The following is a 13,493-nucleotide window of genomic DNA, read 5'->3' as shown; positions in this document are numbered from 1 at the left end:
CGCTTAGAAGCTACGAGATCCGAAACGAGTTCCATAATGATTCCCCTCACTGAGAGCTGGAAGCTAATGAGTGAAATGTTAGCGAGGGAAGCCGCGAGTGGCTGTAGGGCAAATGGGGGACAGAAGCGAGTTGCCTAGTCCGACGCGACAACACTCGCGCACGTTTCGGCGTTCGCCCTCAGCGGAGACACATACGCTGGAAGGCATGGACGACAGGTACGGATCCGACGTGCTGGCAGCGGGCTGGCGCGAGCGCGGCGTGAAGCCGGTGCCGCAGGTGCCCGCCGAGGTCGACCTCGTGGTCGAGGTCGCGGCGGACGGATTCTGCGGCGCCGTGACGAAGGTGCAGAGCGGTGCCGTGGAGCTCGAGGACCGCGTCGGGCGACGGCGGCTGTTCCCCCTCGGCGGCGGCTTCCTCATCGACGGGGCACCGGTGCGCCTCACGGCGCCGGCGGCGTCGGCACAGGGCCCTCGTCGCACCGCCTCCGGCTCCTTCGCCGTGGCGGATCAGCGGGCGCGGACGGCGCTGCCCAGCCGCATCCTCGTCGAGGGGCGGCACGACGCCGAGCTCGTGGAGAAGGTATGGGGGGCCGACCTGCGTGTCGAAGGCGTCGTCGTCGAGTACCTCCAGGGCGTGGACCTCCTCGACGAACTCCTCGCGGCGGAGCCGCCGAGTGCGCGCCGGCGGTACGGCGTCCTCGTCGACCATCTCGTGCCCGGGTCGAAGGAGTCCCGCATCGCCGAGGCGGTCGCCCGCGGACCGCACGGTCGCCATGTCCGTATCGTCGGACACCCGTTCGTCGACGTTTGGCAGTGCGTCACCCCTCGAGCCCTCGGCATCGCCGCGTGGCCCGAGATCCCGCGCGGCCTCGACTGGAAGACGGGCATCTGCCGTGCCTTCGGCTGGCCGCACGAGACGCAGGCCGACACGGCCAGGGCCTGGCAGTACATCCTGTCGAAGGTGACGACCTACCGCGACCTCGAGCCCGCGCTCCTCGGCCGGGTGGAAGAGCTGATCGACTTCGTCACCGAGCCCGCGGGCTGACCGCGTCCGGCGGTGGCGGCCCCGGCGGCTACCCTGGATCCATGCCCGAACCGCGTACCTTCCGCGACGAGCCGGTGTCCTTCGTGCGTCGGAGCGGCCGGATGTCCGAGGCGCAGGAGCGCGCCTTCAGCGACCTCGCCCCGCGCTATCTGCTGGATGTGCCGCGCGCCGTGGCATGGACCTCCGTGCACCCCGAGGCGCGGTTCGACGTCGCCGCCGAGTACGGCAGGGAGGCGGACCTCTTCGTCGAGATCGGCTCCGGCCAGGGGCATGCCATCGTCGCCGCCGCATCGAGCCGGCCGCACGACGACTTCCTCGCCGTCGAGGTCTTCCGCGCGGGCCTCGCCCGGACCATGCTCGACGCCGACCGTGCGGGTGCACAGAACCTCCGCGTCGTGGAGGCCAACGCGCCGGAGGTGCTCTCCTCGTACCTGCCGGAGGCCGCGGCGGCCGAGGTGTGGATCTTCTTCCCCGATCCGTGGCACAAGAAGCGCCACACGAAACGTCGTCTGGTGCGGCCCGGATTCGGCGACACGGCGGCCAGGGCGCTGCGCGACGGCGGCCTCCTGCGGCTCGCGACCGACTGGGAGGACTATGCGCTCCAGATGCGGGAGGTGCTCGACGCCGAGCCCCTGTTCGAGCGGGCCTTCGAGGGCGACTGGGCCGAGCGGTTCGACGGTCGGGTCATGACCGCGTTCGAGCGGAAGGGTCTCGCGAAGGGGCGCGATATCCGCGACCTCGTGTACCGCCGACGGGATCGTGCATGACGCAGGCCCCTCCGAGCGCGCCCGTGGGGGTGCGCCTCGTCCCGGCGGCGCTGGTGTGTGCGGCCGCCCCGGCCTTCTTCGTCGTGGCGTTGCCCTGGCTCGGTTGGCTGCTGCTGGCGCTGGGCGTCGGTGCCGCTCTGTTCGTGGAGCGCCGCGGCGAGCCGCTCACCGGGGCCGACGGGTCCCGGCAGCCATCGCTCACGCGAGACCTCTCGCTGATCGCGCTCGGCATGCTCATCGTGAGTGTCATCCCGCTCGCGGCGGAGCTGGACAACCTGGCCATGCTGCGCTTCACGCTCGCGCTCGGCGGCGCGGTGCTGGTGCCGTATCTGGTCTCGCGGTTCGTCTATCGCGACCGGGCGATCCGGTTCCCCTGGCGCACCGGGCAGCGCTGGGGAGTGCTCCACTGGGGCTGGCTCGTCGCGGTGCTGGTGCTCGGCTGGCTGATCCTGCCCTTCTACTTCATCACCAGCGGCGTCTATCAGAACTGGCCCGTGGTGGACACGCCCGATCTCATCGCGCGGCTGTTCGTCGGCGTCGGCGCCGTCGGCATCTGGGATGAGCTGTTCTTCATCTGCACCGTCTTCGCGCTGCTGCAGCGCCATTTCCCCGATGCGCTCGCGAACGTGCTGCAGGCCGTCGTGTTCGTCTCCTTCCTCTGGGAGCTCGGGTACCGCGAATGGGGCCCGCTGCTGACCATCCCGTTCGCGCTCCTGCAGGGATTCATCTTCCTCCGGACGCACTCGCTGGCCTACGTCGTCACGGTGCACCTCCTCTTCGACGCGGTCGTCTTCGCCGTCCTCGTCCACGCCCACAACCCCGGGCTCCTGCCGATCTTCCTCGTCTGACGGGGTGACTTCGCGGTCATCAGCGGCCACACTCGATGCATGGCCGAGTGGGTGCTGCACGTCGACATGGATCAGTTCATCGCCGCGGTCGAGGTGCGGCGCCGTCCCGAGCTGGCCGGACGTCCGGTCATCGTCGGGGGCCGGGGCGACCCGACCGAGCGGGCGGTCGTCTCGACGGCGTCGTACGAGGCGCGTGCGTTCGGCATCGGATCGGGCATGCCGCTGAAGATCGCGGCGCGCAAGGCACCGGAGGACGCGGTGTTCCTGCCGGTGGATCACGCGGAGTACGAGCGGGCCTCCGAGGAGGTGATGACGACTTTGCGGACCCTGCCGGACGTAGTGCTGGAGGTGCTCGGATGGGACGAGTGCTTCCTCGGCGTCGCGACCGACGCTCCGGAGGGCGTCGCGCGGGCCGCGCAGCGGGCGGTGGAGGAGGCCACGGGTCTGCACTGCTCGGTCGGCGTGGGCGACAACAAGGTGCGCGCGAAGATCGCGACGGAGTTCGGCAAGCCGCAGGGCGTCTTCCGGCTGACCGCCGACAACTGGTTCGCCGTGATGGGCGACCGGCCCACCCGCGATCTCTGGGGCGTGGGGCCGAAGGTGCAGAAGCGGCTCGCGGCACACGGCATCGCCACGGTGCGCGAACTCGCGGCGGCGGACGAGGAGACCCTCGTCGCGGAGTTCGGCCCCAAGATGGGGCGGTGGTATCTCGGGCTGGGCTCCGGGCTGGGGCCGCGGATCGTCGACGACACTCCGTGGGTGGCACGGAGCCACAGTCGGGAGACCACGTATCAGCAGAACCTCACGACGCCTGAGGCGGTGCAGGACGCGCTGCGCGAGCTCGCGGGACACGCGTTCGACGACTGCGCCGCCGAGGGGCGCCCGGTCATGCGGGTGCATCTCAAGGTGCGGTACGCCCCGTTCGAGACGAGGACCTTCGGCCGGAAGCTCCCGGCTCCCACGGCGGATCGAGAGGACGTGGTCGCGATGGCGCTCGCGCTCGGTGAGACCCTCGACCCCGCCCGGGAAGTGCGTCTGCTCGGCGTCCGTGCCGAGATGACCATGCCCGACGAGCCGGACGGCGTCGAACGCACCCCCGTGCGCGGTCGCATCTGACTCAGTCGCGGATGGTCGCGGCGATCGCGCTCACCTCGATGAGGGCTCCGGGCACGCCCAGGCCCGCCACCCGGGCGGCGGTGACCAGCGGCGGAGCGCCGTCCCTGGCGAGGGTGGCGGCCACGGCGCCGTACGCCGCGCGCAGATCGGCATCCTGATCGATGAGGATGGTCCAGCTCACGACGTCGTCGAGCGTCGCCCCCGCCGACTCCAGCGCGACCCGGGCGTTGTCGAGAGCGCGAAGCGCCTGCGCCCCCACGTCGGGGGAGACGACGGCGCCGGAGGCGTCGACGCCGTTCTGCCCTCCGATGTAGACGGTGGTCGCCCCGGGAGGGATGACGGCGGCATGGCTGAAGGCGGGGCTGCGGACGAGGCCGTCCGGCTGCAGGAAGGTGATGTCCATGCGCAGATCATGCCTGAGGGCACCGACATCGCGCACCCCGTTCTCACACGGCGTCGGACGGCACGAGGGGTGGCGGGGCCGGGACGCTGGTGACCGTGCCGGTCGTGCCGAGAGCGCCGAGGGCGTCGAAGACCGCGACCACGACCGCGGCGCTGACGAGGGCGCCGTGCAGCGGGTGGTGCCAGAACTGCAGGCGGGCGATCAGCCGGTCTCCGCTCACGCCGACCACGAGCGCCCGCACGCCTTCGTGCCGGTGCACGCCCTCCGCCGTCCGCGCGGCGTCGACGAGCGGTGCGAGCACGCCGTCGATCCCGGTCGTCCCGTCCCGTCGCACCCTGACCTCCACCTCGCTGCGCCGGGCTCCGCGGGTGGAGTCGTTGACCACGGGGTCGGAGAGCAGCCGCGCGTTGGGGATGTGCAGGGTGCGCCCGTCGACCGTGTGCAGGATCACCGCGCGGGCGTTGAGCTCGGTCACCGTCCCCGCGATCACGGAGTCCAGCGCCTCCACGACGATCTCGTCTCCGATGCGGACCGTCTGCCGTGCCTGCAGCAGCACGCCGGCCGCGAAGTTGTCGGCGACACCGCGGAGGACGAGGATCGCGACGACGCCGAGGATGACGACGATCGCGAGCAGCGGCTGCACGTTGGCGCCGAGCATCGCGAGCGCGATGCCGAAGCCCAGCAGGAGGATGGCGTAGCCGACGAACTGCGCGATGGCCGTCCCGACGGCGGCGGAGATCCCGGGTGCACGCCGGAGCAGGGCGGTGGTGCCCCGGCGCGCGAACCGCGAGATGATCCAGGTCGCGAGGGCGACGAGCAGGGCGAGCAGCAGCTGCCACCAGTCGATGTCGGTGGGCAGGAGATCCTGCAGGTCCATGCCGCGGGCTCCTCGCGATGGTGCGGTCCGGGCTGCGCCTTACTGCAGCGCCTTCGCCTTGATGAGGGAGTACTCGTCCGGCGTGATGGTTCCGGCGTCCAGGAGCGCCTTCGCCTTCGCGATCTCCTCGCTCGGACTGCTGCCGGCGACCTGCTGGATGTAGGCGTTCGCCGCCTCCTGCGCCCGACGCGCCTCGGCGCTGCTGCGTTCGGCCATGCCGTTGCCGCGGGCGATGAGGTAGACGAGGGCGGTGAGGAACGGCACGAAGATCAGGAAGAAGATCCACACGGCCTTCCACCAGCCGCTCAGCTTGTGATCGCGGAACAGGTCTCCGATGATCGCGAACAGAGCGAAGAGGTATGCGGTGAAGGCGAAGATCCACAGGAACCACCAGATGATGTCCCAGAACGATGCCCAAAATCCCATGACTGCTCCTTTCTCGGTGCCGCCGTCTCCGGGGGCACGCTCGGACCATACCGGCGGGCGCGGTCGCTGCGCACCGCTTCCGTCGGGAGTTCACCCGGGTGACTCACGGCCCGTCCGGAGTCCCCGGCGGGCCGCTGCGGGAGCGTCGGCAGTACGCTTCCCTCGACGGCGGAGGGAGCCCCCATGAGCGCAGCGCGCAGACCGTCCTGGCTGCTGAGCACGCTGGACGGGTACCAGCGCCGCTGGATCGTGCGCGACGTGCTCGCCGGCCTCTCCGCGGGCGCCGTCGTGGTGCCGCAGGCCATGGCGTATGCGACGATCGCCGATCTCCCGGTGCAGGTCGGCCTCTACACCTGCATCGTGCCGATGCTCGTCTACGCCCTTCTGGGCGGCAGCCGGGCGATGAGCGTCTCGACGACGTCGACCATCGCCACCCTCACGGCGACCACGCTGGTCTCGGCGGGGGTCGCCGCGGGCGCGGACGACGCCATCGGGGCGCTCATGATGCTCACCCTCCTGGTGGGGGTGGTGCTGCTGCTCGCCCGGGCGTGCCGCCTGGGCTCGCTCGTCGAGAACATCAGCGGGGCCACTGTTCTCGGGTTGAAGATCGGCGTCGGGGCGACGGTCGCCGTCGGGCAGCTCCCGAAGCTCCTGGGGGAGTCCTTCGACTTCTCCGGCCACGGCTTCCTCCGCTCTCTGGTCGCCGTGGGAGAGGCGCTCGACAGCGTCAACGTCCCGACGCTCCTCCTCTCGGCCGGGTCCATCGCCACGCTCCTGCTCCTCAAGCGGTTCGCCCCTCGGGTGCCGGGAACCCTCGTCGTCGTCGCGGCCGGCATGCTGCTCGTCGGGGTCGGCGGGATCGATGATCTCGGGGTCGACCTCATCGCCCCGGTGACCGGCGGTCTGCCGGTCCCCGGGATCCCGGACCTGTCCGAGGCCGCGGCTCTCGTGCCGGGAGCGCTCGCCATCGCCGTCATGGCGTTCCTCGAGTCCGCCGCCGTCGCGCGCAGCCTTCGTCAGGCGACGGAGCCGCAGATCGACAGCGACCAGGAGCTCTTCGCCACCGGCGCGGCGAACACGGTCGGCGCGTTCTTCTCGGCCATGCCCGCGGCGGGGGGATTCTCGCAGAGCGCCGTGAACCAGGGGGCCGGAGCCCGCTCCCAGCTGGCGACGCTGACCACGGTCGCGCTCGCCGTGGCGGTCGCGCTCTTCCTCGCCCCGGTGCTCAGCCTGCTTCCCGAGGCCACGCTCGCGGCGATGGTCTTCACGGCGGTGGCCGGACTCGTCAACATCCCGGAACTCGTGCGGTGGGCGCGCATCAGCCGGATCGACTTCTGGGTCGCGACGGCCGTGGCGGCGATCGGGCTCACCGCGGGACTCCTCCCCGCTGTCGCCGTCGGGGTGGTGGTGACCCTCGTGCTCGTCCTCCGGGAGCTCAACATCCCTCGGATCCGGGTGGTGGGAAGGAGGGGGAGCGCCCTCGGGGTGGAGCCGGAGCGGGGCCTGTACACGGCGAACGCGCTCGCCAACCAGCGGCTCATCGTCCAGACCGTCTCGGCTCAGGCCGAGCCGGTCCGGACGCTCGTCCTCGGGCTGCCGCAGCAGGTGGTGATGTCCATCACCGTGCTCGACACCCTCGAGGCGCTCGACCGGGAGCTGTCCCAACTCGGCGTGCTGCTCCACCTCGCGGCGGTGCCGGAGGCGGCGGCGGCCGTCGCGGCGCGGACGCCGTGGTACTCCGGGCTGGTGGAAGCCGGCCGGGTGCACCCCACCGTCGACATCGGGCTCCGGGCCGCTGCGGATCGGGAGGGGAGCGGAGGCGTTCACCCGGGTGAAGTGGCCGACGAGCGGTGACGTGCGGTCATCGCCTGCCTAGGCTGACGGCACGGAGGATCCGAGGGGCGATCGAGAACGGGGAGCGCATGCCCGACCGCAGCCGGAGCCGGAGAGCGAGACGGTGATGGCGGCGCGCGGGGGACTGACCTGGCGGTGGTCGCGGTTCGGTCTCGGCCTCCTGTACGCCGTGCCCTCGATGGCGGTCGCCCCGTTCGATCCTGCCGTCGCCCTGGCCCTCAGCATCGGCGTCCTTCCCGCGGCCGCCATGGGACTGCCGGCGCGTCGGCGGGCCCGGTCGGCGATCCCGGTGCTCGGGACGCTGGTCGCGCTGGGGCTTCTGCTCGGCGCGACCCTCGCGCTCGCACCGGTCCTCGCCGTGCCCGCCCTCGCGGTGCTGGCGGTGCTGGCCAGCATGCTCGCCGCCCGCGAGCGTGCCGGCCCGCTCGCGCTGACCCTGGTCCTGCCCATGGTCGGGCTCGGGTTGAGCTTCCCTCTCTCGGCGACGACCATCCTCCTGGCGGGCGCGATCGTCGCGGGTTCGGTGTACGCGTGGCTCATCGCCCTGCTGTGGCCGGAGCACGGGGCGGGCGCGCGGGTCCCGGCCGCCATGCCCAAGGGACGAGCTCTGCTGGTCTACGGCGTCCTGCTGGGTGCGGCCGCGGGGACGGCCGCCGCGATCGGCTTCGCGACCGGGGTCGAGCACGTGGGCTGGGCGACCGGCGCCGTGCTGCTCGTGATGCGTCCGGTGCGCGGGCAGCTCGTCCTGCGCAGCGTCGGTCGGGCGGCATCGGTGCTCATCGGGGCCCTGGCGGCCGCCGGTTTCGCTTTGCTCTCTCCGAGCGGCGTGGTGGTCGCGCTCGCGATCGGTGTCGTGGTGGGCGGCCTCGGCGCGGTCCAGGAGAGTCGGTGGTACGTCGCGCCGGCCTTCACGACCTTTCTCGTGCTCTCCCTGCTGCTGTCGACGTCGGACGAATCGCCGACGTCACGGTTCCTGGAGCGGACCCTCGAGACGCTGCTCGGTGTGGCTCTCGCCCTGTTCTTCGGCGCCCTCGTGCCGGCGCTTCTCGCGATGCGGCGGCCGTCGCGGGCGGACGTCTCCGAGTGAGCCCCTCTTGCGGGACCGCTCCCACCTTGCAATAGACTGCCCGCGAGGGGGAGCAAGATCGAAATCGGGGGGTTTCGAGTGCTGCACAGTGCAAGAACGGCGGGAACGAGCGAGAGCCCGGGACCCGCGGCGGTGAAGGGCGAGGTCCGTCGAGAGCGCCTGCTCTCGCGGTTGACGGCCGCGATGGGCGGGCCGTGGACGCTCACGCTCGTGAGCGCGCCGGCGGGATCCGGCAAGACGAGGCTGCTGTCGCAGTGGGCGCAGGGTCTGCGTGCCGATCCCGGCATCGACCTCGTGTGGGTGTCCCTGGAACGCGGCGAGGCGGACCTGCCGCTCCTGCGTGCCGCCCTCGAGAGGATCGACGATCCCGGACTCCAGGACGCGCTCGCGGCCGTGCCCGCCGTGCGCTCCGCGACGACGGCGCGTGCGTTCGCCAGGGCCCTCCGAGAGGCGAGGAACCGGATCGTCCTCATCGTCGACGACGTGCACCGCGTCGAGGACGAGCACACCGCGCAACTGATCTCGACGTTCGTGCAGAGCGCTCCCGGTACGGTCCACGTCGTGCTCTCCGGACGCGGGACGCGCGCGATCCCGCTGGCACGACGCCGCATCGCCGGCGTGGCCCTCGAACTCGACGCCCGTGCGCTCGCCTTCACCCCGGCCGAGATCCGCGCCTTCTTCGGCGCGCGAGGTCTCCGGCTCTCTCAGGGCGAGGTCAGCACCGTGCTCGCCCGTACCGAGGGGTGGGCGACCGGGCTGCAGCTCATGATGCTCGACGCCGCCGGGGCGCAGACCGTCCTCGGGCCCACGCTGCGCGGGGACGCCCCCGAGGTCGCGGACTACTTCGTCGAGGAGGTGCTCGCCGACCTCGACGGCGAACTGCGCTCCTTCCTCGAGGCGACCGCGGTCGTGGACCGCTTCACTCCCGAGCTCGCCGCCGTGCTCTCCGGGGCCGATTCCGTGACCGCCATGATCGACCGGCTGCTCCGCCTCAACGTGCTCGTGGGCCCGGACGCCGAGGATCCGTCCCGCTACCACTATCCGCCGCTGCTGCGGGAGTTCCTCCTCGGCCGGCTGCGGGAAGGCGGTGCCGGCCGTGAGGAGCGGCTCCACCGGCGGGCCGCCGACTGGTTCGCGCAGCAGGGACAGCCCCTCCGCGCGCTGCAGCACGCCGTCCGTGGCGGGGAGACGGCCTGCACGGCCGGCGTCCTGCGGCGCTGCGGGATGCAGCTCGTGCTGGACGGCCGGGCGGACACGGTGCGGCGGATGATGGCGGAGCTGCCGACCGCCCTGCGCGCCGTGCCCACCGTCCGGATGCTCGTCGCCGCGGCGGAGCTGTCCTGCGGAGATCCGTCGGCCGCCGTGATCGTGCCGCCCGTGGGCGCGGGGGAGTCCGACGCCGACCGGCGCTGGCGCCGCGGGATCGAGATGCACACCGCGCTGCGGCGGGGCGGGATCGCCGAGACCCTCGACGGCGCCGGAGCCGAACTCCGCGATCTCAGCGGAGAGGAGCAGCTCGACACCTATGCCCTCCTGGAGACCGCGACGGCGGAGCTCTATGTGGGACGACTCGATCAGGCGGAGGCGACAGCGCGCCGTGCCGGTGACCTCGCCCGGGCGATCGGTGCCCGCGCGGCGGAGCTGCAGGCGGAGGCGGTCCTCGCCACCAGCGTGCTGTTCCGCGGCCGGCTCCGTGACGCGATCGAGGCGGGAGCCGCCCTGGAGCGCCGCTGGCACGAGTTCGGCGAGCCGGACAGCCCGTTCTTCGAGGTGACCAGGGTGTGGCGTTTCTGGGGCCCCTACGAGGGCATGCAGATCCTGGAGGAGGCCGAGACCCTGGAGTCCTCGGCGCAGGTGATCGCCGCGGGCGGAGAGACCGCGATCGCGCGGGGCCTGGAGGGGATGCGCGCGCTGCTCGGCGCGGAGCAGGGCGGCGATCCCCACGACGCGGCCGTGCGGCTCCTCGACACCCTGACTCCCCGCGACGATCTGCCGCTTCCGCCGCACTGGTACGCCATGATGGGGCCCTTCGCGGTGCACGCCTTCGACCGGTTGGGGGAGCCGACGCTCCGCGACCGGTTCATCGCCGACATCGAGGATGCGCTGGGGGACACGGGAGACGTGTTCCTGCTCCGGGCCATCGCCGCCGTGCACGACCGCCGTGACGGCATCGCGCGTGGCGCGCTGGCGCCGGTGCTGGAGGGCGCCATCCCGTGTCTGCTCCCGGCGTCGATGATCGATGCGTGGCTGGTCGAGGCCGAGCTCGACGTGCACGACGGGGAGCCGGACCGGGCGCAGCTCGCGCTCGCCACCGCGCTCGCCCTCGCGGAGCCGGAGGACCACGTGCGCCGCGTCGCCGAGTCCGGCCCGATCGTGTCGCGGCTGCTCGCCGCGCGGGCGACGGCGGGCGCGCGCACGCACTTCGCCGATCGGGTGCGCGAGCGGCTGTCCGCCGCCGGAGTCCTCGTCGAGGAGGAGCTGACGCAGCGGGAGCGCATCGTGCTGAGCGCGCTGAGCCGGAATGCGACGCTGCGGCAGATCGCACAGCAGGAGTACATCTCGCCGAACACGGTGAAGACGCACGTGCGGAACATCTACCGCAAGCTCGGCGTCTCGGATCGGGACGGCGTGACGGCGGCCGCCCAGGCCCTCGGACTGCTCTGAGGGCCCGGGCGGCCGCGGGGTCGTCAGTCGCGGGCCATCGCGGCCGCCAGGTGCGCCTCCAGGTCGATGTAGGCGTCGTCGGCGACGTCGAAAACGACCTGCGTTATGTGGCCGCCGCGGAAGTCGAACCCGTAGCCGTACAGGGACGACACGGGGTCGGCGCTGTCCCGCCCGATCGTCAGGCCTTCGCCGCAGAGCGAGAAGTGGCCGAGAGTGGTGTGGAGCTCCATTTCGCCTACGACGGCGTCATTGATGTGAAGTCGGAGGGGGCCCACGGCCTCCAGCGAGTCTCCAGTGTGCGTTTTCGTGAACTCGATCCCGACGATGTGGGAACCGGGTGCCGGAATCGGTGCAGATACGTGATTCTCAGGAGGGATGCCGAGGTAGTTGTAGACGTAGTGCACTTCGCCGTCCTTGACGAAGAGTGTGTGTCCGCCGAAGCGGGAGCCGTGCGCGAAGATGACGCCCTCGGTGTCTGGCGTGAACTCGACCTCCGCGGCGATCTTGAAGGAGACGCCGTGGGTGTTCGCCGCCGATCGCTCGGGCACCTCACTGGTGCCCGGGTAGTAGACGAATCGACCGGACGGCGGTACGGGTTGGTGGAACTCCATGTTGAGGAAGGTCTGCAGGTCTTCGGGGTTGCCGATGATCTGGAGGTCGTTCAGTGGGAGCACCGCGTTCGCCTTCGCCTCCTCCATCCAGAGGGCCTTGAGCTCCTCCAGCTTGTCGGGATGCTCGGCGGCGAGGTTGACGGCCTCGGCGCGATCGACGTCCGTGTGATAGAGCTCCCACTCGTCGTCGAGAAAGTGGCCGCCCCCGCTCATCGGGCCATGCACGGCCACGGCCTTCCACCCGTTGTGCCAGATGCCGCGCTGTCCAAGCATCTCGTAGTACTGCGTCTCCTTCGCTGTCGGCGCGTCTGGGGCGGCGTCGAACGAGTAGGCCATCGAGACGCCGGAGAGCGGCGTCTGCTCGATGCCGTTGTAGACCTCCGGGAACTCGACGCCGCAGGCTTCGAGGATCGTCGGCACGATGTCGGTGGAGTGGTGGTACTGATGACGCACCTCGCCGCGGGCCTTGATGCCGGCGGGCCAGTGGATCACCAGCGGATCGCACACGCCGCCCTGGTAGGTGTAGCGCTTGAACATCTTGTAGGGCGTGGAGAAGGCCGCGGCCCATCCGGTCGGGTAGTGGTTGTAGGTGTCAGGGGACCCCAGCGCATCCCTCATCGTGATGTTCTGCGTGATGTCGTCAGGTACCCCGTTGAAGAACTTGCCCTCGTTGACGGAGCCGTTGGGGCTGCCCTCGCCGGACGCGCCGTTGTCGGCGCAGTAGATGATGAGGGTGTTGTCGAGCTGCCCGGACTCCTCCAGGTAGTCCACGATGCGGCCGACCTGGGCGTCGGTGTACTCGCTGAAGCCGGCGTAGACCTCCGCCATGCGCGAGAAAAGTGCCTTCTCCTCGTCGTTCAGGGTGTCCCAGGGACGCACCTCGTCGACAGGTGTGAAGGTGCCCTCCGGCATCGGGTTGAGCGCGGTGAGCTCGGTGCCCTCCGGGACGATGCCCTTCTCGATCATCCGGGCGAGGACCCACTCGCGGTAGGCCTCGTAGCCGTCGTCGAACACGCCCTTGTACTTGTCGATGTACTCCTGCGGCGCGTGGTGCGGGGCATGGTTCGCGCCGGGGCAGAACCACATGTACCAGGGCTTGTCCGGCTCGGTCTGCTTGACGTCGCGGATCATCGACAGCGCGCGATCGGCGAGGTCCTTCGAGAGGTGGTAGCCGTCCTCGGGGAGGTAGGGCTGGTCGATGTAGTGGTTGTCCTCGGCGAGGGACGGATACCAGTTGTTCGTCTCGCCGCCGATGAAGCCGTAGAAGCGGTCGTACCCCTGCGCCAGCGGCCAGTGCTTCTTGGACGCGCCGGCCGTCCACTCATCGATCGGGACGTTGTGGTTCTTGCCCACCCAGAACGTCGACCAGCCGGCGTCGCGGAGGACGTGGGCCATCGTGGTGTTCGAGTCTGGGATGTGGGAGTTGTAGCCGGGGAAGCCGGTCGACGACTCCGAGATCGTCGCGAAGCCGTTGAGGTGGTGGTTGCGTCCGGTGAGGAACGTCGAGCGGGTGGGGGAGCACAGCGCCGTCGTGTGCCACTGGGAGTACGTCAGACCGTTCTGCGCCAGGCGATCCATGGTCGGCATGTTGATGCGTCCGCCGTACGGGGACCAGGCCGCCATGCCGGTGTCGTCATAGAGGACGACCAGCACGTTGGGTGCTCCCTCGCGGGGCTTCGCCGGGAGGAACGCCTCCCAGTCGGCCTCCGAATCGCGGACGTCGAGTTCGATTCTGCCCTGGAAGTCACGGGCCATGTCCATCTCCTTTATCTCTGCCGAACCGCCTTTCCCCGCA

Annotated in this window: 11 protein-coding genes; 7 read left to right on the top strand and 4 right to left on the bottom strand. The window is 71.0% G+C overall.

Annotated elements, in window-relative coordinates:
* Nucleotides 1-205: 205 nt before the first annotated feature.
* The 4 genes from BV453_RS16260 to BV453_RS16245 are packed head-to-tail and all read left to right on the top strand — an operon-like array spanning nt 206 to nt 3,776.
* Nucleotides 206-1,045, top strand: a complete 840-nt coding sequence (locus tag BV453_RS16260; protein ID WP_249522058.1) for a DUF3097 domain-containing protein — start codon at nt 206-208, stop codon at nt 1,043-1,045.
* Between the two features lie 41 nt (nt 1,046-1,086).
* A complete protein-coding gene (gene trmB, locus BV453_RS16255; protein WP_025103096.1) occupies nt 1,087-1,812 on the top strand; it encodes a tRNA (guanosine(46)-N7)-methyltransferase TrmB in 726 nt (241 codons plus the stop codon).
* A complete protein-coding gene (locus tag BV453_RS16250; RefSeq protein WP_249522057.1) occupies nt 1,809-2,660 on the top strand; it encodes a CPBP family intramembrane glutamic endopeptidase in 852 nt (283 codons plus the stop codon). Before trmB ends, BV453_RS16250 begins: the two co-directional genes overlap by 4 nt.
* Nucleotides 2,661-2,699: 39 nt before the next feature.
* Entirely contained in the window at nt 2,700-3,776 is a 1,077-nt protein-coding gene (locus BV453_RS16245; protein ID WP_249522056.1) for a DNA polymerase IV, read from the top strand.
* A 1-nt stretch (nt 3,777) separates the two neighbouring features.
* Here the strand turns inward: BV453_RS16245 and BV453_RS16240 are convergent, their stop codons facing one another.
* The 3 genes from BV453_RS16240 to BV453_RS16230 are packed head-to-tail and all read right to left on the bottom strand — an operon-like array spanning nt 3,778 to nt 5,482.
* Entirely contained in the window at nt 3,778-4,179 is a 402-nt protein-coding gene (locus BV453_RS16240; RefSeq protein ID WP_062635254.1) for a RidA family protein, read from the bottom strand.
* Between the two features lie 43 nt (nt 4,180-4,222).
* Nucleotides 4,223-5,056: a mechanosensitive ion channel family protein gene (locus BV453_RS16235; RefSeq protein ID WP_085607225.1), complete on the bottom strand. Its 834-nt coding sequence runs from the start codon at nt 5,054-5,056 to the stop codon at nt 4,223-4,225.
* Between the two features lie 39 nt (nt 5,057-5,095).
* A complete protein-coding gene (locus tag BV453_RS16230) occupies nt 5,096-5,482 on the bottom strand; it encodes an SHOCT domain-containing protein (RefSeq protein WP_025103101.1) in 387 nt (128 codons plus the stop codon).
* 183 nt (nt 5,483-5,665) lie between these two features.
* On the opposite strand from BV453_RS16230, the gene BV453_RS16225 reads away from it, so the two are divergent.
* The 3 genes from BV453_RS16225 to BV453_RS16215 all read left to right on the top strand — a co-directional run bounded on the left by BV453_RS16225 (nt 5,666) and on the right by BV453_RS16215 (nt 11,087).
* A complete protein-coding gene (locus BV453_RS16225) occupies nt 5,666-7,336 on the top strand; it encodes a SulP family inorganic anion transporter (RefSeq protein WP_249522055.1) in 1,671 nt (556 codons plus the stop codon).
* 106 nt (nt 7,337-7,442) lie between these two features.
* Nucleotides 7,443-8,423 (top strand): FUSC family protein, encoded by a 981-nt coding sequence (locus BV453_RS16220; protein WP_025103103.1) that lies wholly within the window; start codon nt 7,443-7,445, stop codon nt 8,421-8,423.
* Nucleotides 8,424-8,555: 132 nt separating this feature from the next.
* Nucleotides 8,556-11,087, top strand: coding sequence for a LuxR C-terminal-related transcriptional regulator (locus BV453_RS16215; RefSeq protein WP_249522054.1), 2,532 nt, complete (start codon nt 8,556-8,558; stop codon nt 11,085-11,087).
* 23 nt (nt 11,088-11,110) lie between these two features.
* Here BV453_RS16215 and BV453_RS16210 read toward each other — a convergent pair whose 3' ends face one another.
* Nucleotides 11,111-13,453 (bottom strand): arylsulfatase, encoded by a 2,343-nt coding sequence (locus BV453_RS16210; protein ID WP_085607231.1) that lies wholly within the window; start codon nt 13,451-13,453, stop codon nt 11,111-11,113.
* Nucleotides 13,454-13,493 lie beyond the last annotated feature (40 nt).

It is taken from the genome of Microbacterium sp. ER1 (assembly GCF_023383675.1).
In the GTDB taxonomy this organism is placed as follows: domain Bacteria; phylum Actinomycetota; class Actinomycetes; order Actinomycetales; family Microbacteriaceae; genus Microbacterium.
The sequence above is the reverse complement of the archived record's forward strand: the minus strand, read 5'-3'. Positions and strand labels throughout refer to the sequence as shown.